This is a genomic window from Pantoea sp. MHSD4, from assembly GCF_021043305.1.
Lineage (GTDB): Bacteria > Pseudomonadota > Gammaproteobacteria > Enterobacterales > Enterobacteriaceae > Pantoea > Pantoea eucalypti.
Window position 1 is genome coordinate 349,432 of the sequence record NZ_JAJNDH010000002.1, and the last position, 23,870, is coordinate 373,301.

The 23,870-nt window shown below is 57.7% G+C and carries 23 protein-coding genes and 1 riboswitch; of the genes, 12 read left to right on the forward strand and 11 right to left on the reverse strand.

Features of this window, described 5'->3' with window-relative positions; genetic code table 11:
* Positions 1–8 precede the first annotated feature (8 nt).
* The 6 genes from gpmA to modE form a co-directional block, all read right to left on the reverse strand.
* Entirely contained in the window at positions 9–761 is a 753-nt protein-coding gene (gene gpmA, locus LQK91_RS08500; RefSeq protein ID WP_003851893.1) for a 2,3-diphosphoglycerate-dependent phosphoglycerate mutase, read from the reverse strand.
* Positions 762–912: 151 nt separating this feature from the next.
* Positions 913–1,947: a galactose-1-epimerase gene (gene galM, locus LQK91_RS08505; protein WP_105099396.1), complete on the reverse strand. Its 1,035-nt coding sequence runs from the start codon at positions 1,945–1,947 to the stop codon at positions 913–915.
* Entirely contained in the window at positions 1,941–3,089 is a 1,149-nt protein-coding gene (gene galK, locus LQK91_RS08510) for a galactokinase (RefSeq protein WP_105099395.1), read from the reverse strand. The genes galM and galK overlap by 7 nt, the downstream gene beginning before the upstream one ends.
* The gene (galT, locus tag LQK91_RS08515; RefSeq protein ID WP_039659199.1) at positions 3,086–4,132 is read right to left on the reverse strand and encodes a galactose-1-phosphate uridylyltransferase; all 1,047 of its coding nucleotides are present in this window, start codon (positions 4,130–4,132) and stop codon (positions 3,086–3,088) included. Before galT ends, galK begins: the two co-directional genes overlap by 4 nt.
* A 237-nt stretch (positions 4,133–4,369) precedes the next feature.
* Positions 4,370–5,842 (reverse strand): molybdate ABC transporter ATP-binding protein ModF, encoded by a 1,473-nt coding sequence (modF, locus tag LQK91_RS08520; protein ID WP_105099473.1) that lies wholly within the window; start codon positions 5,840–5,842, stop codon positions 4,370–4,372.
* 69 nt (positions 5,843–5,911) lie between these two features.
* The gene (gene modE, locus LQK91_RS08525) at positions 5,912–6,694 is read right to left on the reverse strand and encodes a molybdenum-dependent transcriptional regulator (RefSeq protein ID WP_105099394.1); all 783 of its coding nucleotides are present in this window, start codon (positions 6,692–6,694) and stop codon (positions 5,912–5,914) included.
* Positions 6,695–6,830: 136 nt separating this feature from the next.
* On the opposite strand from modE, the gene LQK91_RS08530 reads away from it, so the two are divergent.
* The 4 genes from LQK91_RS08530 (at position 6,831) to modC (ending at position 9,649) form a co-directional block, all read left to right on the forward strand.
* On the forward strand, positions 6,831–6,986 hold the full coding sequence (locus tag LQK91_RS08530) for an AcrZ family multidrug efflux pump-associated protein (RefSeq protein ID WP_008925042.1): 156 nt from the start codon (positions 6,831–6,833) through the stop codon (positions 6,984–6,986).
* 145 nt (positions 6,987–7,131) lie between these two features.
* On the forward strand, positions 7,132–7,905 hold the full coding sequence (gene modA, locus LQK91_RS08535) for a molybdate ABC transporter substrate-binding protein (RefSeq protein ID WP_003851881.1): 774 nt from the start codon (positions 7,132–7,134) through the stop codon (positions 7,903–7,905).
* Positions 7,902–8,591, forward strand: coding sequence for a molybdate ABC transporter permease subunit (gene modB / locus LQK91_RS08540; protein ID WP_008925044.1), 690 nt, complete (start codon positions 7,902–7,904; stop codon positions 8,589–8,591). Before modA ends, modB begins: the two co-directional genes overlap by 4 nt.
* The gene (modC, locus tag LQK91_RS08545; protein WP_105099393.1) at positions 8,591–9,649 is read left to right on the forward strand and encodes a molybdenum ABC transporter ATP-binding protein ModC; all 1,059 of its coding nucleotides are present in this window, start codon (positions 8,591–8,593) and stop codon (positions 9,647–9,649) included. The genes modB and modC overlap by 1 nt, the downstream gene beginning before the upstream one ends.
* On the opposite strand, the gene LQK91_RS08550 is transcribed toward modC, so the two are convergent.
* Entirely contained in the window at positions 9,650–10,468 is an 819-nt protein-coding gene (locus LQK91_RS08550; RefSeq protein WP_003851875.1) for a pyridoxal phosphatase, read from the reverse strand.
* A 155-nt stretch (positions 10,469–10,623) separates the two neighbouring features.
* Between LQK91_RS08550 and pgl the strand changes: the two genes are divergently transcribed.
* Complete coding sequence (pgl, locus tag LQK91_RS08555; RefSeq protein WP_003851874.1) at positions 10,624–11,625, forward strand: 6-phosphogluconolactonase; 1,002 nt, start codon at positions 10,624–10,626, stop codon at positions 11,623–11,625.
* A gap of 320 nt (positions 11,626–11,945) precedes the next feature.
* Here the strand turns inward: pgl and LQK91_RS08560 are convergent, their stop codons facing one another.
* Both LQK91_RS08560 and bioA read right to left on the reverse strand, forming a co-directional pair.
* Positions 11,946–12,422, reverse strand: a complete 477-nt coding sequence (locus LQK91_RS08560; RefSeq protein WP_105099392.1) for a kinase inhibitor — start codon at positions 12,420–12,422, stop codon at positions 11,946–11,948.
* A 75-nt stretch (positions 12,423–12,497) separates the two neighbouring features.
* On the reverse strand, positions 12,498–13,802 hold the full coding sequence (bioA, locus tag LQK91_RS08565; protein WP_105099391.1) for an adenosylmethionine--8-amino-7-oxononanoate transaminase: 1,305 nt from the start codon (positions 13,800–13,802) through the stop codon (positions 12,498–12,500).
* Positions 13,803–13,888: 86 nt separating this feature from the next.
* Between bioA and bioB the strand changes: the two genes are divergently transcribed.
* From bioB to bioD, 4 genes are read left to right on the forward strand one after another with little or no spacing between them, the layout of a single operon-like run.
* The gene (bioB, locus tag LQK91_RS08570) at positions 13,889–14,920 is read left to right on the forward strand and encodes a biotin synthase BioB (RefSeq protein WP_105099390.1); all 1,032 of its coding nucleotides are present in this window, start codon (positions 13,889–13,891) and stop codon (positions 14,918–14,920) included.
* Positions 14,920–16,071 (forward strand): 8-amino-7-oxononanoate synthase, encoded by a 1,152-nt coding sequence (gene bioF, locus LQK91_RS08575; RefSeq protein WP_105099389.1) that lies wholly within the window; start codon positions 14,920–14,922, stop codon positions 16,069–16,071. Before bioB ends, bioF begins: the two co-directional genes overlap by 1 nt.
* Positions 16,055–16,810: a malonyl-ACP O-methyltransferase BioC gene (gene bioC / locus LQK91_RS08580; protein ID WP_003851863.1), complete on the forward strand. Its 756-nt coding sequence runs from the start codon at positions 16,055–16,057 to the stop codon at positions 16,808–16,810. Before bioF ends, bioC begins: the two co-directional genes overlap by 17 nt.
* The gene (bioD, locus tag LQK91_RS08585) at positions 16,807–17,478 is read left to right on the forward strand and encodes a dethiobiotin synthase (RefSeq protein WP_105099388.1); all 672 of its coding nucleotides are present in this window, start codon (positions 16,807–16,809) and stop codon (positions 17,476–17,478) included. The genes bioC and bioD overlap by 4 nt, the downstream gene beginning before the upstream one ends.
* A 3-nt stretch (positions 17,479–17,481) precedes the next feature.
* On the opposite strand, the gene LQK91_RS08590 is transcribed toward bioD, so the two are convergent.
* Positions 17,482–18,204, reverse strand: coding sequence for an ABC transporter ATP-binding protein (locus LQK91_RS08590; protein WP_003851859.1), 723 nt, complete (start codon positions 18,202–18,204; stop codon positions 17,482–17,484).
* 892 nt (positions 18,205–19,096) lie between these two features.
* Here LQK91_RS08590 and uvrB point away from each other — a divergent pair.
* Positions 19,097–21,118: an excinuclease ABC subunit UvrB gene (gene uvrB, locus LQK91_RS08595; protein WP_003851852.1), complete on the forward strand. Its 2,022-nt coding sequence runs from the start codon at positions 19,097–19,099 to the stop codon at positions 21,116–21,118.
* Here uvrB and LQK91_RS08600 read toward each other — a convergent pair.
* A complete protein-coding gene (locus tag LQK91_RS08600; protein ID WP_105099387.1) occupies positions 21,102–22,025 on the reverse strand; it encodes a gluconeogenesis factor YvcK family protein in 924 nt (307 codons plus the stop codon). The two genes, uvrB and LQK91_RS08600, sit on opposite strands and share 17 nt — an antisense overlap.
* 204 nt (positions 22,026–22,229) lie before the next feature.
* Positions 22,230–22,363, forward strand: a riboswitch (molybdenum cofactor riboswitch).
* Between LQK91_RS08600 and moaA the strand changes: the two genes are divergently transcribed.
* On the forward strand, positions 22,353–23,339 hold the full coding sequence (gene moaA / locus LQK91_RS08605; protein WP_003851849.1) for a GTP 3',8-cyclase MoaA: 987 nt from the start codon (positions 22,353–22,355) through the stop codon (positions 23,337–23,339). (Overlaps the previous riboswitch by 11 nt.)
* A 14-nt stretch (positions 23,340–23,353) precedes the next feature.
* Positions 23,354–23,869, forward strand: a complete 516-nt coding sequence (gene moaB, locus LQK91_RS08610; protein WP_008925052.1) for a molybdenum cofactor biosynthesis protein B — start codon at positions 23,354–23,356, stop codon at positions 23,867–23,869.
* Position 23,870: the final 1 nt, after the last annotated feature.

Here is a 23,870-nt window from a genome sequence, read left to right on the forward strand (position 1 = left end):
GCGAGGAATTACTTCGCTTTACCCTGATTCGCAACGGCTGCAGCTTTCGCGGCAATCTCGTCCTGGTCGCCCAGGTAGTAGCGTTTCAGCGGTTTGAAGTTTTCATCGAACTCATACACCAGCGGTACGCCGGTAGGGATGTTCAGTTCGAGGATTTCATCTTCGCTCAGGTTATCCAGATATTTTACCAGTGCACGCAGTGAGTTGCCGTGTGCGGCAATGATCACTTTCTCACCGCTTTTGATGCGCGGCAGAATGGTGTCGTTCCAGTAAGGGATAACGCGGTCGATGGTCAGCGCCAGGCTTTCGGTGGTTGGCAGCTGCTCTGGGGTCAGTTTCGCGTAACGCGGGTCATGGCCCGGGAAGCGCTCATCTGAACGATCCAGCTCTGGCGGGGTGACGGCAAAGCCGCGACGCCACTGCTTAACCTGCTCGTCGCCATATTTGGCGGCAGTTTCAGCTTTATCCAGACCCTGCAGCGCACCATAGTGACGCTCGTTCAGACGCCAGGTTTTCTCAACCGGCAGCCAGGCCTGATCCAGCTCATCCAGCACATTCCACAGCGTATGAATGGCACGCTTCAGTACGGAGGTGTAAGCAAAATCAAAAACAAAGCCCTCTTTCTTCAGCAGCTGACCTGCTGATTTGGCTTCGCCACGACCTTTCTCAGAAAGGTCAACATCATACCAACCGGTAAAGCGGTTTTCGTTGTTCCACTGGCTTTCGCCGTGTCGCACCAGAACCAGCTTAGTTACAGCCATAGCTTAACTCCTTAATACTGTGATGTTTCTGTGAGATTGGAAACCTGCTGCTGCCCGCCTGATACACGAGCTGATTGCGCCATACCATAACGGAAAAGCGGGCAGCGCGTAAGCCTGTGTGTGACGCACTGCGCGTTTTTCAGCCGGAGGCTCAGCGTGGCGTGAAGCGATAACGCGTCACCGATTCCCAGCGATCTCCCGGCTGCAGCCAGCAATCAGGCTGAGGCCACTCAGCGTGATTAGGCGAATCCGGTAAAAATTCACTCTCCAGCGCAATGCCCTGAAAGGCATTATAGCTCGCCTGCTCACGGGCACGGGTGCCCGCCAGATAGTTGCCGGAGTAGAACTGCAACGCCGGGGCCGAGGTAGTCACGCTGAGCTGTAATTTTCCATCTTCTGACCAGAGTTCTGCCGCAGGCTGACTCTCGTCGCTGGCGCTGTTCAGCAGAAACGCGTGGTCATAGCCCTTTACTGCACGCTGGTCGTCATCTGCCAGGAAATCCTGCGCCACGACTTTAGCGTTGCGGAAATCAAAGCTGGTATCGGCGACCGCTTTTAGCGGCGCATTCGGAATGCCTTCGCTGTCGACCGGTAAATACTGGTCGGCGTGCAGTTGTAAGCGATGCTGGCGGACATCGCCATGATGCGCATCAAGATTAAAGTAAGCATGGTTGGTCAGATTGACCGGGCAGGACTGATCGCAACGCGCTTCATAACTGATGCTCAGGCAGTTCTGATCATCCAGCTGATAGCGCACGTCAGCAATCAGATTGCCCGGATAGCCCTGATCGCCATCCGGTGAATCGATGCGGTAATGCACTTCGCTGTCAGACTGACTGACGATTTGCCAGCGGCGTTTATCAAAGCCTTCCGGTCCGCCATGCAGCTGATGTACGCCCTGGTTAGGCACCAGCTGACGGTTAAGTTTATTGAGTTTTGCGCCAGCGATGCGGTTGGCGTAGCGGCCCACGGTGGCGCCCAGATAGGCATCCTGGTGCAGATAGTCAGAGGGCGTGGCGCAGCCGAGCAGCGCTTCACGCACCGTGCCATCCTGCATCGGTACGCGGGCAGAGAGCCAGGTCGCCCCCCAGTCCATAAAAGTTGCCAGCATGCCGTTGGCATTGCGCAGCACGGTTATGCGCCACGGCTGACCGTCGGGCGCATGGGAGTTGACGTCATTCAGCATTGGCCGGCTCCTTCAGAGGCTTTACAGACGTAGAAGGTCTCTTTGATGCCGGTCGCGGCTTCATACTGTTCTGCCACGGCGGCTTTAACCTGATCGACGAGGTCCAGTGGCATCAGTGCCACGATGCAGCCACCAAAGCCGCCGCCGGTCATACGGACGCCGCCGCGCTCACCAATCTGCGCTTTCACGATCTCAACCAGCGTATCGATCGGCGGCACGGTGATTTCGAAATCGTCACGCATTGAGGCGTGAGAGTCGGCCATCAGCTGGCCCATACGGGTCAGGTCGCCCTGCGTCAGCGCATCGGCGGCTTCCAGGGTACGGGCGTTCTCGGTCAGAACGTGACGCACGCGTTTGGCGACCTGTGGATCGAGCTGCGACTGTGCCGCTTCAAACTCGGCCAGTTCAACGTCACGCAGCGCTTTCTTATTAAAGAAACGCGCGCCCGCTTCACACTGCTCGCGGCGGGTGTTGTATTCGCTGCCGACCAGCGTACGACGGAAGTTGGAGTTGATGATCACCACCGCGATATCTTCCGGCATCGACACCGGACGGGTGCCCAGGGTGCGGCAGTCGAGCAGCATAGCGTGATCTTTCTGGCCCAGTGCGGAGATCAACTGGTCCATGATGCCGCAGTTACAGCCAACGAACTGGTTCTCCGCTTCCTGACCATTAACGGCGATGGCTGCGCCATCCAGCGGCAGGTTATAGAGCTGCTGTACCACGGTGCCGACCGCCACTTCCAGCGAGGCCGATGAGCTGAGGCCCGCCCCCTGTGGCACATTGCCGCTGATCACTATGTCGATGCCGCCGAAATCGGCGTGACGCTTCTGCAGATGTTTCACCACGCCACGCACATAGTTGGCCCACATCGGTTCCTGCACGCTGACAATCTCTTCATCCAGCGAGAACGTGTCCTGCGCATTCTCATAATCGGCAGCGACCACGCGAATCTGGCGATCGTCACGGCGGGCACAGGCGATGACCGTCTGATAATCGATAGCGCACGGCAGCACGAAGCCGTCGTTATAGTCAGTGTGCTCGCCAATCAGATTAACGCGGCCCGGTGCCTGAATGGTATGGGTGGCAGCGTAGCCAAATGCGTCAGAAAAAAGCTGCTGCGTGATGGTTTTTAAGCTCATTGTTGTGCCTCACGGAAGTGAACGTCGCTGACAGAACGCAGACGTTCCGCCGCCTGTTCCGCCGTTAAATCGCGTTGGGTTTCGGCCAGCATTTCATAGCCAACCATAAATTTACGCACCGTTGCTGAACGCAGCAGCGGAGGATAGAAGTGAGCGTGCAGCTGCCAGTGATCGTTGGCTTCGCCATTAAACGGCGCGCCGTGCCAGCCCATTGAGTAGGGGAAGGAGCACTGGAACAGATTGTCGTAGCGGCTGGTCAGCAGCTTAATGGCTTTTGCCAGGTCGGCGCTCTGGGCTTCGCTGAGGTCCGTCAGCTGTTTAACGTGCGCTTTCGGCAGCAGCAGCGTTTCAAACGGCCAGGCCGCCCACCATGGCACCACGGCCAGCCAGTGTTCGGTTTCCACCACGGTGCGGCTGCCATCCTGCTGCTCACGGGCCAGATAATCGACCAGCATCGGCGAGCCATGTTTAGCGAAATAGTCGCGCTGATGATCATCTTCACGCTGCGCTTCATTTGGCAGGAAGCTGTTGGCCCAGATCTGACCGTGCGGATGCGGGTTGGAGCAGCCCATCGCCGCGCCTTTGTTCTCAAACACCTGCACCCACGGGTAGTGCTGACCCAGATCGGCGGTCTGCGCCTGCCAGGTTCGCACCACTTCCTCCAGCGCGCTCAGTGACATCTCCGGCAGCGTTTTACTGTGATCGGGCGAGAAGCAGATGACCCGACTGGTGCCGCGTGCGCTTTCACAGCGCATCAGGATATCGTCGCTCTCGGGCGCGTCAGGCGTGTCGGTCATCAGTGCGGCAAAGTCGTTGGTAAAGACGTACGTGCCCGCATAGTCCGGGTTTTTATCGCCGGTAATGCGGGTATTTCCGGCACACAGGAAGCAGTCCGGATCGTGCGCCGGTAAAGTATTGACCGCCGGGGTTTCCTGCGCGCCTTGCCACGGACGTTTGGCCCGATGAGGTGAAACTAAAATCCATTGATCAATCAGTGGATTGTAACGGCGATGCGGGTGATCGACCGGGTTGAATTTTTCCATGTGAGATCCTGGTAAGCGTCAAAAGCCAAAGAGGTATCGGTAAAAAGTAGCACATCAGCGCGCCCGAAAGCGTGATCAAGTCTGGATAAATGGTATCGTTTACACAAGCTGAATATTCTTATTTCGAGGCATTGTGTGCGGTTATACGGGGTTAAAGACGGTGCTGAATGGTAGCGCTTACACCGATGTGCTTTAAAACGCCGCGGTAGCGGCGTTGAAGGACGTGATGTGAAAGCTTTAGCGCACCGTTTCCTGCTGAAAAACGTAGCCGCCATTATCGGGAACAAAGCTCAGGCGATGTGTGATACAGGCGGGCGCATCTTCAGCGTGATGCGAAACGAACAGCAACTGAGTCCGCCCTTCGCCAATCAGCACATCCACAAAGCGCCGCACCAGCTGGCGGTTAATCGGGTCCAGTCCCTGCAGTGGCTCATCCAGAATCAGCAGCGTCGGATGCTTAACCAGCGCGCGGGCAATCAGCACCAGTCGCTGCTGTCCCCAGGAGAGTGAGTGGAACGGCGCATCGCCCAGCCGGTTATCCATTCCCAACAGCGTAAACCATTGCTGTGTCAGCGCTTTTTGCCGGTCAGATGCCGCCTGATAGAGACCGATAGAGTCGAAGAAGCCCGACAGAATGACCGTTCGCACATTGGTGCTGACGCGGTAATCAAGATGCAGGCTGCTGCTGACATAGCCAATATGCTGTTTGATCTCCCAGATGGTTTCGCCGCTGCCGCGACGGCGCCCAAACAGGGTTAAATCATTGCTGTAGCCCTGCGGGTGATCGCCGGTCACCAGGCTGAGCAGGGTCGATTTTCCGGCACCGTTTGGTCCGATGATCTGCCAGTGTTCGCCGGCGTTGACCTGCCAGTTCAGCCCCTGAATCACCGGCTGATCGTTGTAGGAGACGGTGCCGTTGCGCAGAATAACGCGCGGGGCATCATCTGTCAGTGAGGGTAACTGATCCGGCGCATCCGCCTCCGGTAACGCCATTCCCATCAGCTGTTCGCTGTGTGCCAGCTGCGCGACCAGTGCTTCCGTTAAAATAGACTGGCGCGGCCCGCTGTGGGTGAGCGTACATTCTGCCAGTACGCCAACCTGCTGAATGAAATCGGGAATGTCGTCAAAGCGATTGAGCACCAGCACCAGGGTAAACGCGGGATGCTGCAGGCTGCGCAGCGTGTCGGTCAGGCTGGCGCGTGACGCCACATCCAGTCCGTCAAATGGCTCATCCAGAATCAGCAGATCGGGCTCGCTCATCAGCGCCTGGCAGAGCAGGGTTTTACGGGTTTCGCCGGTGGAGAGATATTTGAAGCGACGGGACAGCAGCGGTTCAATGCCAAACTGCCGGGCAAGCTGTTTGCAGCGATCGGGCTGCTGCACCTCCGCCTGAATCACCTCTGCCACGGTCAGTCCGGTATCTTCTTCGCCTTCGCTGAGCATATCGGTGTTGTTGCGCTGCCACTCCTGCGCCACCAGTGTCTGTAACTGCTCCAGCGATAACCGGACCGGCCGTCTGAAATCGCTGCTGACGGAACCGGCCAGTGGTGGCAGTTCACCGGAAAGCGCACGCGCCAGAGAGGATTTACCGCTGCCGTTGGCACCGACAAAAGCCCAGCTTTCGCCGCGCTGCAGTTCCACCTGATTCAGGTTCAGTGTCCGTGTATCGCTAAGATGAAACGTGCCTTGCAAAATTTGCAATGAAGCCATGATCTGTTCCATTTTCTGCATCGTGTCACTGAGTTGTAACCATTGCCCGTAATGAAGTCAAATCAACGGCTAGAGCAGGGTAGCGACAATGGCATTTTCCGCGTTAAAACTGGCAATCACAGCGTCGCCTGGCTGCAGCTTCAACTGCTGCAGCTGATCGTGACTCAGGGTGGCGCACAGGGTTTCACCGCTGGCGAGCTGCATCAGCACTTCGCTCATCTGCTCACCGGGCTCGATGGCACTGACGGTGACTGGAAGCTGATTGTCTTCTTCAGCGGCGTCACGGCTGATACGGATCCACGGGGCTTTAATCAGTACCAGCACCTCTTTACCTGCCGCCAGTTGCAGACGATCGGCGCTGCGCTGGGTCAGCGCCACATTGAGCTGTGTGACGCCATCAGCCAGCTGTATCATAAGATGCTGGACCACCTGCTGCGCATCGTTGCTGATCACGGTGCCAAACAGTTGATTGCGGGCGCTGGTCTGCAGAGAGAAGCGGGCGATGGCCGCCAGCAGACTGTCGAGCGGCAGCGTATCCTGCTGCAGGGCATCGAACGCTTTCTGCTGAATCTGTTCCATCAGCTGAAACAGCTGTATCAGGCGTTCACCGTAGCGGGTCAGCGTGGCACCGCCGCCGCCTTTACCGCCCGTTGCCCGCGCCACCAGCGTTTCATCCGCCATCTGGTTCATCTCATTGATCGCATCCCAGGCACTTTTGTAGCTGATGCCCGCCAGCTTCGCCCCCTGACTGATCGATCCGGTCTGTTGCACGCGTTTCAGCAGCTCAATACGCCGGGGATCGGCAAACAGTTTCTGTTGTAAACGGATATGAAGGGACAGTTCGGCTTCCATGACAGCTCCGGCAAAGGGTTAAGGCGAAGGCCGATGATAGCGGCGTTTTGTGACCAAAGTAAAAGCACGAAAAGGGCTGCGCAAAATTTTCCTGACCCGTTACAATCACTTTTTTGTTAGCAGAGTGAGACTCTCCATGCTGGAATTACTGAAAAGCCTCGCCTTCGCCGTCCTGATGGTGCCTGTGGTGATGGCGCTGATGCTGGGTATGATTTATGGCCTGGGTGAAGTGTTTAACGTCATTTCTAAAATTGGTCATCGCGAAAAATCCTCAGCCCGTTCGCACAATTAATTGCTGCCACGCCCGCCATCGTCGCGGGCGTGGTCGTTATTATTCCTCTCTGATTTAACCTTTTGTTCCTCCTGCCGATAATTTACTGAAGCTCCCGGTCATTGCGTTATATTATCCACTACACAACGTATAGCCGGAGAACATCATGTCATTGAATTACACTCGCTGGGGCGCAGCGGCGCTGATCACTGTTTCGCTGGCCGGGCAGGCTGTGGCCGCCGATAACATTACCGTGTTTGCCGCAGCGTCACTGACCAACGCGATGCAGGATATTGCCAGTCAATACAAGCAGGAAAAAGGGGTGACGGTGGTCTCTTCATTCGCCTCATCGTCAACGCTGGCGCGCCAGCTGGAGCAGGGTGCCCCTGCCGACCTGTTTATCTCTGCCGATCAGCAGTGGATGGATGATGCGGTGGCGAAAAAAAGCGTGATCACCCGCACTCGCTACACGCTGCTGGGCAACGATCTGGTGCTGATTGCACCACGCAGTGCGCCAGCTAAAGCGGTGACGCTGGACGCAAAGACCGACTGGAAAACACTGCTGCACGGTGAACGTCTGGCGGTTGGCGATCCGGACCATGTTCCGGCCGGCATCTACGCCAAAGAGGCGCTGCAAAAGCTGGGCGCCTGGGAAAGCGTTGCGCCTGTGTTAGCGCCAGCCAATAATGTGCGTGCGGCACTGGCGCTGGTGGAGCGAAACGAAACACCTTATGGCATTGTCTATGGCTCGGACGCTGTTGCCAGCGACAACGTGCAGGTGGTCGGGCGTTTTCCGGCAAAGAGCCATAAACCGGTGGAATATCCGATGGCGATCGTGAACGAGCACGACAATGCGACTGTTAAAGCGTTTTATGATTATCTGAAAGGACCGCAGGCCGCGGCTATCTTCAAACACTACGGATTCACACCGACGAAATGATACTCAGCGATCCCGAATGGCAGGCGGTACTGCTTAGCCTTAAAGTCTCTGGCATAGCCGTGCTGGGCAGTCTGCCGTTTGGCATCCTGATGGCCTGGATTCTGGTGCGCTGCCGTTTTCCCGGCAAAGCGCTGCTCGACAGCCTGATCCACCTGCCGCTGGTGCTGCCGCCGGTGGTGGTGGGTTATCTGCTGCTGATTAGCCTGGGCCGGCGCGGCATCATTGGCGAAAAGCTTTTCGACTGGTTCGGTTTCAGCTTTGCTTTCAGCTGGCGTGGCGCCGCACTGGCGTCTGCCGTCATCGCCTTTCCGTTGATGGTGCGTGCCATCCGGCTGGCGCTGGAGGCGGTGGATATCCGGCTGGAGCAAGCGGCCCGCACGCTGGGTGCCGGGCGCTGGCGGGTCTTTTTCACTATCACGCTGCCGCTGACGCTGCCTGGCGTGATTGTCGGGACGGTGCTGGCGTTTGCCCGTTCGCTGGGTGAATTCGGGGCCACCATCACCTTTGTTTCCAATATTCCCGGCGAGACGCGCACGCTTCCGCTGGCGATGTTTACCCTGATAGAGACTCCCGGTGCAGAGGGCGCGGCGGCGCGCCTGTGCGTTATCGCTATCGTGCTGGCGCTGGCGTCACTGCTGGCGTCGGAATGGCTGGCTCGCGCAGGCCGTAAGCGGATGGGAAGCTGATGCTATCAATTAACTTTATGCAGCAGCAGGGCGATCACCAGCTGGAGGTTGACCTGCAGATCCCGGCCAAAGGGATCACCGCTATTTTTGGTGTTTCCGGTGCCGGTAAGACGTCCCTGATTAACGCGATTAGCGGGCTGACCCAGCCGCAGCGCGGGCGGATCCAGCTTAACGAGCGTCTGCTGTTTGATGCGGAGCAGAAAATTGCGCTGCCGCCTGAAAAACGACGCATTGGTTACGTGTTTCAGGATGCGCGGCTGTTCCCGCACTATCGGGTTCGTGGCAACCTGCAATACGGTATGGCGCCGGCAATGAAAGCGCAGTTCGACAGCCTGGTGTCGCTGCTGGGTCTGGAGGCGTTGCTGCCGCGCTTTCCGCTGTCGCTGTCTGGCGGGGAAAAGCAGCGGGTCGCGATAGGCCGTGCGCTGTTGACCGCACCGGACATGCTGCTGCTGGATGAGCCGCTGGCGTCGCTGGATCTGCCGCGCAAACGTGAACTGATGCCGTATCTGCAAAAACTGGCGAAACAGGTCGATATTCCGATGCTTTACGTTTCTCACAGTCTGGATGAGATCCTGCATCTGGCGGATAACGTGCTGGTGCTGGATGCGGGCAAGGTCAAGGCCTTTGGTCCGCTTGAGCGGGTCTGGAGCAGCAGCGCGATGCGGCCGTGGCTGCCAGTAAGCGAACTGACCAGCGTACTGCGGGTGCTGGTGCTTGAGCAGCATCCCGACTATCCGATGACCGCGCTGTCGCTGGGCGACCAGCATATCTGGGTCAGCCGGGTGAATCAGCCGGTGAAAACGCCACTGCGTATTCGCATCGCCTCTTCTGATGTCTCGCTGGCGCTGCAACCGCCGCAACACAGCTCCATCCGCAACATTTTACCGGCGCAGGTGGTAGAACTGCTGGAGGTCGGCGATCAGGTGGAAGTGAAGCTGCGTATTGGTATCAGCGAGCTCTGGGCGCGCATTACGCCGTGGGCGCGTGATGAACTGGGCATCCGGCCGGATCAGTGGCTCTATGCCCAGATCAAAAGCGTCTCCGTGACGCCCTGATTACAACACGTACTGACGGAGGGTATCGGCAATACCGGTTTCAAGGTTGGTGCCGATCACCCGCTTCGCCCGCGCTTTGATCGCGTCGTCGGCATTGCCCATCGCCACACCCAGCCCGGCCGTTTCCAGCATGCTGAGATCGTTGTAGTTATCTCCGAATGCGATCACATCAGACATGTCCAGCCCCAGTGATTCAACCCACTGCGCCAGCCGTTTGCCTTTGCTATTGCCGCCTTTCGCAATATCCACCTGATCGTGCCATGACCATTCGCAGGCCAGACCCAGCTCCGCTTCGGCGCGGGTGGCGAACTGCTGCAGTTCCTCATGATTGTCGTGCGACAGGGCAAACTTCCAGATCGAACCGGCGTCACGCGCCGCCTGCGCTAAGTCGGGCACCTGAATGAACAGCGGACGCTGATGAGCAGGCAGTGATTCGGCCCACTTCAGGGTGCGCATCACGTGACCGGTCGGCGTCTGATAAAGCATTGCATCATCCACGTAGAGCAACCCGTGAATACGCTGCTGGTCCAGCATCTCAATGACCTGTAACGCCAGTTGCGGGTCCATGGGATCGGACGCCAGCACCTTTTTTGCCTGGTAATCATACAGGTAGGTACCATTACAGCAGATTGCGGGGGTATCCAGCTGTAACGCCTGATAAAAAGGATGAATAGCGCAGTGATGGCGTCCGGTGACGATAGCGACATGAACGCCCGCCTGTCGGGCCTGGTTTAACACATCGATTGACTGCGGCAGAATCGTCTTGGCTGGGGTCAGCAGCGTGCCGTCGAGGTCGAGGGCAATTACACGGTAGCTCATTAATCCTCACGTTTTTCCAGGTTTGCAGGGGCTGAAGTCTACACCTGACCACGGCCCGGAGACAAAAAACAGGGCACAAATGATTCCAGCGTAGGGCAATAAAACGCGCTACAGTGATTCAAAGATCATGACAAGGCAGCAAAAAAGGAGAATGCATGAAACAGGTTGTTTACACCGCCAGTCCCGAGAGCCAGCAGATTCACGTCTGGCAGATGAATGATGAGGGTGCGCTGACGTTGCTTCAGGTGACCGATGTCGCCGGCCAGGTTCAGCCGATGGTGGTGAGTCCGAAACGCGATTTTCTCTATGTCGGCGTGCGTCCCAATTTTCGCGTGCTGGCGTTTAAGATTGCCGCTGATGGCACGCTGACCGAAGCGGGTCAGGCACCGTTGCCCGGCAGTCCGACCCACATTTCCACCGATCGTGAGGGCCGGTTCCTGTTCTGCGGCTCCTACAATGATGCCTGCGTCAGCGTCAGCCCGATTGGCGATGACGGCATTCCGCAGGCTCCGCTGCAGGTGATCAACGGTCTGGATGGCTGCCACTCGGCCAATATCGACACTGACAATAAGACCCTGTATGTACCGGCACTGAAGCAGGATCGTATCTGTCTGTTCTCGCTGGGCGCTGACGGTCAGCTGACGCCGCGTAAGCAGGCGCAGGTCACGACAGTAGAAGGTGCAGGCCCGCGTCACATGCAGTTCCATCCGGGCGGTCAGTTCGCTTATTGCGTAAATGAGCTCGACAGCACGGTTGAGGTCTGGGCATTAAATACGGGTGAAGGTGAAGCAGAAAGCGTGCAGACGCTGGATATGATGCCACCGGATTTCAACGGTACGCGCTGGGCTGCGGATATTCACCTGACGCCGGATGGCCGTTTCCTCTACGCCTGCGATCGCACCAGCAGCACTCTGGCGGTGTTCAGCGTCAGCGAGCTGGGTGACGAGCTGACCCTGGAAGGGTTCCAGCCGACAGAAACACAGCCGCGCGGATTCAATATCGATCACAGCGGACGCTATCTGGTGGCAGCGGGACAGAAATCGCATCACATCGAAGTCTATGCGATTAGCGAACCAAAAGGGCTGTTACAGCCGCTGGGACGTTATGCAGTAGGGCAGGGCCCGATGTGGGTCGTGATTCATCAGTTGCAGGCGTAACGCACCACGAAAAATGCCTCTCCCGGGCGGGAGAGGCGTGGCTGCCAGCTGTGAGATCCTGCAGACACAGGGAACAGGGTCAGATCGGAAAGACGCAAAAGCCGCCATCCATGGCATGCTCGACCCGCGCAATTACGCACCTCATCCCTGAGGTGCGCCCGTTGCCGGGCCAACGCGTTGCGTTGTTCAAAAACGCTCCCGGCGTTTTTGTCCCTGGCACGGGACGCTTTCCTCCTCTGACCCTGTTCCCTGCAATTTAAGCTAACGCGTTGCTGCCAGATCATTCAGCTTTAGGCTTGTCAGTGGTCAGTCTTACTGAATTACTGATAATTCACGGTCAGCGAGGCGCTCGCCAGTGCGTGGAAATGCACATTAAAGCCGACCATTGCGCCGCTGGCGCCTTCATCCACCTCAATCGTCTCCACATCCAGCGCATGTACGGTGAAAATGTAGCGATGGGTTTCACCCTGCGGCGGCGCCGCGCCACCGTAGCCCGCCTGACCGAAATCGGTACGGGTCTGAATTGCGCCTGCTGGCAGTGACGCTTTGCCAGAACCGACACCCTGTGGCAGTGACGTGGTGCTGGCCGGAATATTCGCCACCACCCAATGCCACCAGCCTGAACCGGTCGGCGCATCAGGATCGTAGCAGGTCACCACGAAACTTTTGGTGCCTTCCGGCGCCGCTTCCCAGGCAAGATGGGGAGAGATATTCTCGCCCTGATAACCCATGCCGTTGAAAACATGCTTTTCAGGCATCTTCTCGCCGTCATTAAAATCCTGACTAAAAACGCGCATCACATCTCCTCAATTGTCGATGAATAGCCTTTCATCATAACCAAAAGCGCCACCAGTGCCAGCGGTCAGCCCGCTTCAGGCAGCAAAATGTTGCGAATGTTCCAGCGCGCCGCCTATCGCCTGCACCAGCTGACTCAGTGCCTGTGGCGTGATGATGTAGGGCGGCATCAGGTAGATCAGACGACCAAATGGCCGGATCCAGACGCCCTGTTCGACAAAGAACTGCTGCAGCGCCGCCATGTTGACCGCCAGATGCGTTTCCACCACGCCAATTGCGCCCAGCACGCGCACATCAGCCACCTGCGGTGAGTTGCGTAGCGGCAGCAACTCAGCGCGCAGCTGCTGTTCGATGGCGGCCACCTTATGCTGCCAGTCTCCTTCCGCCAGCATGGTCAGGCTTTCTGCCGCGACCGCGCAGGCCAGCGGGTTGCCCATAAAGGTCGGGCCATGCATGAAACAGCCTGCCGCGCTGCGACTGATGGTGTCGGCCACGTCACGGGTGGTCAGCGTCGCCGCCAGCGTCATCATGCCGCCGGTCAGCGCTTTACCGACGCAGAGTATATCCGGCGTGATGCCCGCGTGTTCACAGGCGAAGAGTTTGCCGGTGCGACCAAAGCCGGTTGCGATCTCATCGGCGATCAGCAGCACGCCATAGCGATCGCAGGCTTCCCGCACCTGCTGCAGATAGCGTGGATGGTAGAAACGCATCCCGCCCGCTCCCTGTACTATTGGCTCCAGAATCACCGCCGCCAGCTGCCGGTGATGCTGTTCAATCAGGCGGGCGAAATCATCGAAATCGCGCTCATCCCACTCATCATCAAAACCGCAGGCGGGAGCCGCCGCAAAGTGATGCTCGGGCAGATAGCCGCGCCACAGGCTGTGCATTGAGTTATCGGGATCGCACACCGACATCGCGGCAAAAGTATCACCGTGATAGCCGCGCTTCAGCGTCAGGAACTGCTGGCGGGTTTCGCCCCGACCCAGCCAGTACTGCAGCGCCATCTTCATCGACACTTCCACCGCCACCGAGCCGGAATCGGCCAGGAAGACGCACTCCAGCGGCTCAGGCGTTATCGCCACCAGCTGACGACAGAGCGCCACCGCCGCCGGGTGGGTAATGCCGCCAAACATCACGTGCGACATCTGTGTGACCTGCTCCGTCAGCGCCCGGTTCAGGCGCGGATGGTTATAGCCGTGGATCGCCGCCCACCATGATGACATCCCATCTACCAGCTCACGGCCATCGGCCATCTGCAGCTGAAAACCCTGCGCGGTAACAACCGGATAGCAGGGCAGTGGATCCTGCATTGAGGTGTAGGGATGCCAGATATGCTGGCGGTCAAAACGGGCATCATCTGAGGAAAAAACAGGGGTAGTCATCGGAGTTGTAAACCAAAATAAAAAAATATAGTTTACAAGTATACCCCTGCTTTTCGTCGGGATGACACCCTTTTCTGGAGTAAGTAATGGCTCAACGCTGGACAATTGCACAGGCGCAAGCGCTGTTTGATCAACCTTTTCTCGAACTGATGTTTCAGGCGCAACAGGTGCATCGTCAGCACTTCGACCCGCGCCAGGTGCAGGTCAGTACCCTGCTGTCGATTAAAACCGGTGCCTGTCCGGAAGATTGCAAATACTGCCCGCAGAGCGCGCGCTATAAAACCGGCCTGGAGTCGGAGCGTCTGATGGAAGTGGAAGAGGTGCTGACCTCCGCGCGTCAGGCCAAAGCCGCTGGTTCAACCCGTTTCTGCATGGGAGCCGCGTGGAAAAACCCGCACGAGCGCGATATGCCTTACCTGGAAAAGATGGTCGAAGGCGTGAAGGCGATGGGGATGGAAACCTGCATGACGCTGGGCACGCTCAGCGACGACCAGGCGCAGCGCCTGGCGGGCGCGGGCCTCGATTATTACAACCATAACCTCGACACCTCACCGGAATTCTATGGATCCATTATCACCACCCGCAGCTATCAGGAACGTCTGGATACGCTGGGTAAAGTGCGTGACGCCGGGATCAAAGTCTGTTCAGGCGGCATCGTTGGCCTGGGCGAAACCGTGAACGACCGTGCCGGTCTGCTGGTGCAGTTAGCCAACCTGCCGACACCGCCGGAGAGCGTGCCGATCAACATGCTGGTGAAAGTGAAAGGTACACCGCTGGCGGATAACGATGACGTCGAACCATTCGATTTTATCCGCACCATCGCGGTGGCGCGGATCATGATGCCGACCTCGCATGTGCGTCTCTCCGCGGGCCGCGAGCAGATGAGCGAGCAGACCCAGGCGATGTGCTTTATGGCCGGGGCGAACTCGATTTTCTACGGCTGCAAACTGCTGACCACACCGAATCCGGAAGAGGATAAAGACCGCGTGCTGTTCCGCAAACTGGGGCTGAACCCGGAACATACTCACACCCACCATGGCGATCAGCAGCAGGAACAGCAACTCAGCGAGCAGCTGTTTCATGCCGACACTGAACAGTTTTACAACGCGGCACTGTAATGAGCTGGCAGCAACGACTCCGGCAGGGGCTGGCGCAGCGCCGTGCGGCTGATGGCTGGCGGCAGCGTCGGGTTATCGATGAGCAATCGACCCGCACACTGCAGAGCGGTGGCCGCAACTATCTTCACTTCTCCAGCAATGACTATCTCGGCTTAACCCGCCATCCGGCGGTGATAGCCGGCTGGCAGCAGGGTGCGGCGCTGGCAGGCGCGGGGGCGGGCGCTTCAGGGCATGTCACCGGTTATCACCGTCAGCACGCCGATCTCGAGGCGCAACTGGCTGACTGGCTCGGCTACGACCGTGCGCTGCTTTTTATCTCTGGCTTCGCGGCTAATCAGGCGGTGATTCATCTGCTGGGTGAGAAAAACGATCGTATTCTGGCCGATAAGCTCAGCCATGCCTCGCTGCTCGACGCTGCCAGCCACAGCCCGGCGCAGCTGCGTCGTTTCAGTCACAACGCACCCGAGAGTCTGGCGGCGCGGCTCGCATTACCCTGCGAGGGGGAAACGCTGGTTGTGACCGAGGGCGTTTTCAGCATGGATGGTGACAGCGCGCCGTTGGCTGCACTGGTGCAACAGACGCGCCAGGCTGAGGGCTGGCTGCTGGTGGATGATGCGCACGGCATCGGTGTGGTGGGTGAGCAGGGGCGCGGCAGCTGCTGGCAGCAGGGCGTTAAACCGGAACTGCTGGTGGTCACTTTTGGCAAAGCCTTTGGCGTCAGCGGTGCCGCGCTGCTCTGTGATGCGGAGACTGCCGACTATTTCCTGCAGTTCAGCCGGCATCTGATCTACTCCACCGCGATGCCCGCCGCGCAGGCTGTTGCACTGCAGGCGGCGCTGCAGGTCATTCAGCAGGGCGATGCATTGCGCCAGCAGCTGCAGCAGAACATCCGGCATTTCCGGCGCGGCGCAGCCTCACTGCCGTGGCAACTGATGAACTCAGAGAGTGCGATCCAGCCGCTGCTGGTGGGTGAAAATAGCGATGCGATGACCCTCTCTCAGCGTCTGGCTGAAGCGGGCTGCTGGGTCAGCGCCATCCGGCCGCCCACCGTGCCGCCGGGAACGGCACGGCTGCGCATTACCCTGACGGCGGCACATCGCCCGGACGATATCGATCGGTTACTGGAGGTGCTGCATGACGCTGCGGATTGATAAGCAGGCGGTTGCACGCGCTTTTGGCCGGGCGGCCAGCCATTACGATGCCCATGCGGCGCTGCAACGCCTTAGCGGCGATGCGCTGCTGGCTCTCGCACCGGCTCACAGCGGGGTTCAACTGCTGGATGCCGGATGTGGCACCGGCTGGTACAGCAGGCTGTGGCGCGAACGCGGCAAACAGGTGACGGCACTGGATCTCTCGCCACAGATGCTGCAACAGGCGCGGGATAACGACGCGGCGCACTGCTATCTGGCGGGCGACATCGACGCGCTGCCGCTGGCGGATAACAGCATCGACCTGGTATGGAGCAACCTGGCGGTGCAGTGGAGTGAAGATTTGCCCGGCGCGCTGCGCCAGTTCCGGCGGGTGCTGCGACCCAATGGCACGCTGCTGTTTTCCACGCTGGGCGACGGTTCGCTGCAGGAGGTTCATGAAGCCTGGTCTCATCTGGATGCGTTGCCGCACGCCAACCGCTTTCTTAGCGAGCCGCAGATTGCAGCAGCCTGCCAGGCAGAGCAACTGCGTTGCAGCTCAGAGGAGGTGACGCTGCATTTCCCCGATGCGCTCAGCGCCATGCGATCCCTGAAGGGGATTGGGGCGACCCATCTGCATCAGGGCCGCGACGGGCAGATACTCACCCGGCGACGGCTTAACCAGTTAGAGGCGCACTGGCCGCGCGATCGGCACGGTTATCGCCTGAGTTACCATTTAATTTATGGAGTCACGCTTTCATGAAACGGTTTTTTATTACCGGCACCGACACTGAAGTCGGTAAAACTGTCGCCAGCGGCGCACTGTTGCAGGCCGCTGCCACAGCAGGCTTTCGCTGTGCGGGCTATAAGCCGGTTGCGTCGGGCTGTGAGATGACGCCAGAGGGGATCCGCAACAGCGATGCGCTGGCGTTGCAGCGATTCAGCAGTGTGCCGTTAACCTATCAGCAGGTGAATCCGCTGGCGTTTATGGAACCCACCTCGCCGCATATCGTCAGCGCTGAAGAGGGCAGACCGATTACCCATCTGGCCCTGTCAGCCGGTCTGGCGGCGCTGGAGCCACTGGCGGACTGGATTCTGGTGGAGGGCGCGGGCGGCTGGTACACGCCGCTGTCAGAGACACACACCTACGCAGACTGGGTAGTCAGCGAAAAGCTGCCCGTGATTCTGGTGGTGGGAATTAAGCTCGGCTGCATCAACCACGCGATGCTCACCGCAGAGGCGGTGCGGGCGCGTGGCCTGCCGCTGGTGGGGTGGATCGCCAACACTGTGGAACCGCCTGGCAAACGCTATCCCGAGTATCTCTCCAGCCTGAAAAACCGACTGCCTGCGCCCTGTCTGGGCACGATTCCGTATCTTACCGATGCGGCGCAGCAGGCGTCATGTGGTCACTACCTGACGCTTCCGGCGTAAGCCTCAGGCCACCGTCAGCCACTTATCGACGGTGTGGTCATCCAGCTGTTCCATGCTGCCCTGCGCCACATTGCGACCGCGGTGCAGCAGCAGAAAATAGTCTGCCACGCGACGGATCAGCGACAGTCGCTGTTCAAGGAGCAGGATGGTCAGCCCGTAGTCGAGATTAAGACGACGAATCAGGTTGCCCATCTCCTCTTCCAGCCACGGCGACATCCCGTCAGTCGGCTCATCCAGAATCAGCAGTTTGGGCTGCAGCACCAGTGCGCGCGCCAGGGCCAGCTGTTGCTGTTGATCGATCGGCAGATCGCCGCTGCGCTGCTGTCGCAGTGAATAAAGCGCCGGAAACAAATCAAATACCATTTCGGGAATGGCGCGATGGCGATCACGCTGGCTGGCCCCCGCCAGCAGGGCAATCAGCAGGTTATCTTCCACGCTCATCTGCGTAAAAATATGGCGGCCCTGTGGCACATAGCCAATGCCCATCTGCGCTCGCTGTTCAGCGGGCTGCAGCAGAAGATCTTCCGGCGGTGAGCCATCCTCTTTCCAGGAGATAGAGCCGCTGTTAATCGGCAGTCTGCCCATGATGCAGTTGACCAGCGTGGTTTTCCCCATGCCTTGACGACCCAGAACGCCCGTGCAGGTGCCAGGTGCCAGATCCAGATCCACATCCCACAGAATATGGTTCTGACCGTAAAATTGATTGACCGAACGTAGACTCAGCATCTGACACTCTCCTTCCCGATCATTAGCCTGATTGCATCCGCTCTCTGTCGTCTGGCAAACAAGTCATCAGCAACAGCTGTCTCGCTATTGCAGCACAGTGCGCGTGAAGCGCGTTGACGCCAGTCACTCCTGCAATTCTCAGGCCAGATCTAAAAACGGTCCTGATTCCGGCCGGGATGCCATGTTTAAGGGGTAAAAGTTGAGAAAAACTTATCAATTCCCCACGGTGGTCACGCCGCTGCACTTTTGCAGTGCCTCGGGGCGCTGTTTCTGGTGCAGACGGTGTGTTAAGAGGCAATAAGTCTGATTAAGAATCTTAGTGGATTGATGAAAATTTGCGTGATACATCAGGTGGACAATGAAAAATGCAGAATATTCCGTCAGCGGCTGACGTGAAATTTAACGCAAAAAAAATTATTTTCGAGGCGATGAAGGAGCAGGGAAAAATTATACACAGCTGATGGCGGCGGGGCTGCCATCACTTATCCACCATTCCTGTGGATAACCTTGTGCATTAGGTAATGAAAACCAGTTGGAAGCGAGGAAATACGCGGCCTGGTAACATTATGACGAGAATCTGGCCTTGTGACCTAAAGTAAATTAAATCAGTAGGTTATCAAAAAACAAGCCTGCGAATTATCTGTCAGGTAACCGAACTGTAATTTTGTGACGCTCTATTGACAAATGTTAAATCTGATCCGGGTCTGGGGATAACATTGCGCAACAGACTTTGTGCAATCGCTACGACGTCGCCGGTTCAAAAAGTCTCATTGTGCTGACATTAACAATGCATCATTACTGTTTTTATATCCAGTATTATTTTCTGGCAAAATCACCATAGCAGAGTAAAATAAGTGCCTGCCCGCCGACTTCTCCAGCAGGAACTGCATTCATGACCAAAGCCTTTAAATTGAATTCCGCCTTCAAACCTTCGGGCGATCAGCCTGAGGCGATCCGTCGCCTGGAAGAGGGGCTGGAGGATGGACTGGCCCATCAGACCTTATTGGGTGTGACGGGTTCTGGTAAGACCTTTACCGTCGCCAACGTGATTGCCGACCTCAACCGCCCGACAATGGTGCTGGCCCCGAACAAGACGCTGGCCGCTCAGCTTTATGGCGAGATGAAAGAGTTTTTCCCGGATAACGCCGTCGAGTTTTTCGTCTCTTATTACGATTATTACCAGCCTGAAGCCTATGTACCGAGCTCGGACACTTTTATTGAAAAAGATGCATCGGTTAACGAACACATTGAGCAGATGCGTCTCTCGGCCACCAAGGCGCTGCTGGAGCGGCGCGACGTTATCGTCGTCGCGTCGGTTTCGGCAATCTATGGTCTGGGCGATCCCGATCTCTATCTGAAAATGATGCTGCACCTCACCCGCGGCATGATTATTGATCAGCGTAGCATCCTGCGCCGCCTGTCAGAATTGCAATACACCCGTAACGATCAGGCGTTTCAGCGCGGTACTTTCCGCGTGCGTGGTGAAGTGATCGATATTTTCCCGGCAGAGTCGGACGATATTGCGCTGCGCGTTGAACTGTTTGATGAAGAGGTGGAGCGTCTGTCGCTGTTTGACCCGCTGACCGGTCAGATCGATTCTGTGGTGCCGCGTTTTACCATTTACCCAAAGACGCACTATGTCACGCCACGCGAGCGCATTCTGCAGGCAATGGAAGATATCAAAGTCGAGCTGGCGGACCGCCGCCGGGTGCTGCTTGAGAATAATAAGTTGCTGGAAGAGCAGCGCATTACCCAGCGTACCCAGTTTGACCTGGAGATGATGAGCGAACTGGGCTACTGCTCTGGCATCGAGAACTACTCGCGCTATCTTTCCGCACGCGGACCGGGCGAAGCCCCGCCGACACTGTTTGATTATCTGCCGGCGGATGGCCTGCTGGTGGTGGATGAGTCACACGTCACCATTCCGCAGATTGGCGGCATGTACAAAGGTGACCGGGCGCGTAAAGAGACGCTGGTTGAGTATGGCTTCCGCCTGCCGTCGGCGCTGGATAACCGTCCGATGAAGTTTGAAGAGTTTGAAGCACTGGCGCCGCAGACCATCTATGTTTCTGCCACGCCGGGCAAATATGAGCTGGAAAAATCGGGCGACGAAGTGGTCGATCAGGTGGTACGTCCTACCGGCCTGCTGGACCCCATCATTGAAGTGCGCCCGGTCGGGACGCAGGTCGACGATTTGCTGTCAGAAATCCGTCAGCGCGTGGCAATCAACGAACGTGTGCTGGTCACGGTGCTGACCAAACGCATGGCTGAAGATCTCACCGAGTATCTGACGGAGCATGGCGAGAAGGTGCGTTATCTGCACTCCGATATCGACACTGTGGAGCGTATGGAGATTATTCGCGACTTACGTCTGGGGGAGTTTGATGTGCTGGTGGGCATCAACTTACTGCGTGAGGGTCTGGATATGCCGGAAGTCTCTCTGGTCGCGATTCTGGATGCGGATAAAGAGGGCTTCCTGCGTTCTGAACGATCGCTGATTCAGACCATTGGTCGTGCGGCGCGTAACATCAACGGTAAGGCGATTCTTTACGGCGATAAAATTACGCCGTCGATGGCACGCGCCATTGAAGAGACCGAGCGTCGCCGTGAGAAGCAGCAACTGCACAACGAGCAAAACGGCATTGTGCCGCAGGGGCTGAACAAGAAGATCACCGATATTCTGGAACTGGGTAACAACATAGTGAAAACCCGCGGCAAAGCGAAACCGGCACGTCCTGGCGAAGCCCAGGCACTGGCCGATTTCAAGCTGCTAACGCCGCAGGCTCTGCAGAAAAAGATTCACGAGCTGGAAGGGCAGATGCAGCAGCACGCGCAGAACCTGGAGTTCGAACAGGCTGCAAATGTGCGTGATCAGCTGCATGAGCTGCGAACGCTGTTTATTGCGGCCTCGTAGCGCCGTCAAAGCCCTGAATGGCGTGTTCCAGCGCCACCCGTAATAGCTGGCGGTCGTGACGATATTTGATGTCGGCGGCCTCCAGCGGTTCACGGACAATCAAACGGTTTTCAATGCCCTCTGTTGCCACTGACGGGCCGACCACCACCGCATCAATGACTCGCTTGCCAATGTAACGCTCCATCATCTGAAGCTTATCAGCCACAGACAGACTGGCGGCAGCGGGACTGAGCTCACGGCCCAGATTGCCGATAAACACCATGGTGGCGGGCGTGCGACGCAATGCCTGCGCCATCTCTTCCATCAGCAGAATCGGCATCAGGCTGGTGTAAAAACTGCCTGGACCAATCAGGATCAGATCCGCGCCACCTATCGCCTGCAATGCTTCCCGCGTGGGCTGGACATTGGGATGCAGCATCAATTCCTGTGGCGGCTGTTTCATCTCGTCAATGGCGGTTTCACCGTAAACCATATTACCTTCGGCATCCATCGCCACCAAATCCACCGGCTGTTCTGACATCGGGATTAAAAAGGCATCCACTTTCAGCAGGTTGCGGATGATATTAATCGCTTCAAGCGGGCGTACACTCAAATGATCCAGCGCCCGCAGCATAAGGTTACCGAGATTGTGTCCGGCCAGTTCGCCGTTACCGGCAAAGCGATACTCAAACATCGCTGAGGCGACGCTGGGTTCCGCAATCAGCTGGTTAAGGCAGTTACGCATGTCGCCCCAGGCGATCCCGCCTTCGGAGCGGCGAATACGGCCGGTTGATCCGCCGTTGTCGGTGGTGGTGACGATACCGGTGAGACGCGAGCCCAGCGGGGAAAGGGCAGACATCACGCGGCCTAAACCGTGTCCGCCTCCCAGTGCCACAACGCGATCAAGATCGGCCAGTGTGCGATTCATACTTCTCCTTAAAATCCATTCGCGTGGCGAGGCTCTAAACGCTAAGCCCGCGCGGATGACATGCGTCAAAATCTGGATCGCATTTTAACGTATCCTGTCGCTAACATGCGGTGAAAATTCGATATGTATAAGAATATATAGCGAAAAGAGCACATGGAAGAGTGGCGAAATACACGCTACCATCATGCTTACCGCGCTGATCAACGGGTCAGCGTACACTCAAGCCTGAATGCCTAAGTCTGCGGATAGGGGGTTCAGGCCGTAGCCATCGAGCTGCCAGGGTGCAGGAAGAAATGACTGCATCTCCCAATCTGGAAAGGTGTTCTGGTGTCACAATTTACTGATGCATACGCGCGTAAGTTCTATTACCTGCGCCTGTCGGTCACGGATGTCTGTAATTTCCGCTGTACCTACTGCCTGCCTGACGGCTACAAACCGCAGGGAATTCGTAACAAAAGCTTTCTCTCTCTGGATGAAATCCGCCGTGTCACGCGGGCCTTCGCCGCTGCCGGCACCGAAAAAGTGCGGCTGACCGGCGGTGAGCCGTCGCTGCGCCGTGATTTCACCGACATCATTGCGGCGGTCCGTGAAAACGCTTCTATCCGCCAGATCGCGGTGACCACTAACGGCTACCGGCTGGCGCGTGATGTGAAGCAGTGGCGCGATGCGGGTTTAACCGCACTTAACGTCAGCGTCGACAGTCTGGATGCCCGTCAGTTTCACGCTATTACCGGTCAGGATAAATTCCATCAGGTGATGAGCGGCATCGATGCCGCGCTGGACGCCGGTTTTCGCCAGGTCAAAGTCAATAGTGTGTTGATGCGCGATCTCAACAGCCGTAATCTGGCGACGTTCCTCGACTGGATCCGCACCCGCCCGATCCAGCTGCGCTTTATCGAACTGATGGAAACCGGCGACGGCGGCACGCTGTTCCGCGATCAGCACGTTTCCGGCATGGTGATCCGCGATCAACTGATCGCCCAGGGCTGGCAGCGCCGCGAAAGTGGACGCAGTGACGGGCCGGCGCAGGTCTTTTACCATCCCGATTATGTCGGCGAGATTGGCCTGATCATGCCTTACGCCAAAGATTTCTGTGCCAGCTGCAACCGTCTGCGTGTCTCAGCGCACGGTAATCTTCACCTGTGCCTGTTTGGTGACGGCGGCGTACCGCTGCGCGACCTGCTGGCGTCCGATGAGCAGCAGGCCGAACTGCAGGCGCGCATTGCCAGCAGCCTGGGGCAGAAAAAGCAGACCCACTTCCTGCATCAGGGCAACACCGGCATCACACAGAATCTCTCTTACATTGGCGGCTAATTTCAGGAGGAAGTATGGGTAAACCAGCCAGCGAATTTCAGGCATTGCAGATGGCGGTGATGACGGTGTCAGATCGTCGCGATGCCAGCAACGATACCTCCGGCGACTACCTGCGCGAGGCGGCAGCAGAAGCGGGCCATGAGGTGGTTGATCACGCCATCGTGCCGGATAATCTCTACCGCATCCGCGCCACCGTGTCGCGCTGGATCGCCAGTGAAGATGTACAGGTGGTGATTATTAATGGCGGCACCGGCTTTAACCTGAAAAACAGCACGCCGGAAGCCCTGCTGCCACTGTTTGATCGCGAGATTGACGGCTTTGGCGAACTGTTCCGGATGGTCTCCTATGAAGAGATTGGCGGTTCAACATTGCAGTCGCGCGCCGTTGCCGGTCTGGCCAATGGGACGCTGATTCTGGCTGTGCCGGGATCGACAAGCGCCTGCCGTACTGCCTGGGAGCGGATTATTGCTGATCAGCTTGATGCGCGCACCGCGCCCTGTAATTTTGTCTCACATCTGAAGAAACGGTAAG

Bases quoted from the DNA above. Each gene is read 5' to 3' on its own strand.
- galT (WP_039659199.1), bottom strand. From the start codon at position 4,132: ATGGAAAAATTCAACCCGGTCGATCACCCGCATCGCCGTTACAATCCA.
- bioD (WP_105099388.1), top strand. From the start codon at position 16,807: ATGAAACGGTTTTTTATTACCGGCACCGACACTGAAGTCGGTAAAACT.
- pgl (WP_003851874.1), top strand. From the start codon at position 10,624: ATGAAACAGGTTGTTTACACCGCCAGTCCCGAGAGCCAGCAGATTCAC.
- bioB (WP_105099390.1), top strand. From the start codon at position 13,889: ATGGCTCAACGCTGGACAATTGCACAGGCGCAAGCGCTGTTTGATCAA.
- bioC (WP_003851863.1), top strand. From the start codon at position 16,055: ATGACGCTGCGGATTGATAAGCAGGCGGTTGCACGCGCTTTTGGCCGG.
- gpmA (WP_003851893.1), bottom strand. From the start codon at position 761: ATGGCTGTAACTAAGCTGGTTCTGGTGCGACACGGCGAAAGCCAGTGG.
- galK (WP_105099395.1), bottom strand. From the start codon at position 3,089: ATGAGCTTAAAAACCATCACGCAGCAGCTTTTTTCTGACGCATTTGGC.
- modB (WP_008925044.1), top strand. From the start codon at position 7,902: ATGATACTCAGCGATCCCGAATGGCAGGCGGTACTGCTTAGCCTTAAA.
- moaB (WP_008925052.1), top strand. From the start codon at position 23,354: ATGGGTAAACCAGCCAGCGAATTTCAGGCATTGCAGATGGCGGTGATG.
- LQK91_RS08550 (WP_003851875.1), bottom strand. From the start codon at position 10,468: ATGAGCTACCGTGTAATTGCCCTCGACCTCGACGGCACGCTGCTGACC.
- bioF (WP_105099389.1), top strand. From the start codon at position 14,920: ATGAGCTGGCAGCAACGACTCCGGCAGGGGCTGGCGCAGCGCCGTGCG.
- LQK91_RS08530 (WP_008925042.1), top strand. From the start codon at position 6,831: ATGCTGGAATTACTGAAAAGCCTCGCCTTCGCCGTCCTGATGGTGCCT.
- LQK91_RS08590 (WP_003851859.1), bottom strand. From the start codon at position 18,204: ATGCTGAGTCTACGTTCGGTCAATCAATTTTACGGTCAGAACCATATT.
- modE (WP_105099394.1), bottom strand. From the start codon at position 6,694: ATGGAAGCCGAACTGTCCCTTCATATCCGTTTACAACAGAAACTGTTT.
- LQK91_RS08600 (WP_105099387.1), bottom strand. From the start codon at position 22,025: ATGAATCGCACACTGGCCGATCTTGATCGCGTTGTGGCACTGGGAGGC.
- uvrB (WP_003851852.1), top strand. From the start codon at position 19,097: ATGACCAAAGCCTTTAAATTGAATTCCGCCTTCAAACCTTCGGGCGAT.
- galM (WP_105099396.1), bottom strand. From the start codon at position 1,947: ATGCTGAATGACGTCAACTCCCATGCGCCCGACGGTCAGCCGTGGCGC.
- bioA (WP_105099391.1), bottom strand. From the start codon at position 13,802: ATGACTACCCCTGTTTTTTCCTCAGATGATGCCCGTTTTGACCGCCAG.
- LQK91_RS08560 (WP_105099392.1), bottom strand. From the start codon at position 12,422: ATGCGCGTTTTTAGTCAGGATTTTAATGACGGCGAGAAGATGCCTGAA.
- modA (WP_003851881.1), top strand. From the start codon at position 7,132: ATGTCATTGAATTACACTCGCTGGGGCGCAGCGGCGCTGATCACTGTT.
- modF (WP_105099473.1), bottom strand. From the start codon at position 5,842: ATGGCTTCATTGCAAATTTTGCAAGGCACGTTTCATCTTAGCGATACA.
- modC (WP_105099393.1), top strand. From the start codon at position 8,591: ATGCTATCAATTAACTTTATGCAGCAGCAGGGCGATCACCAGCTGGAG.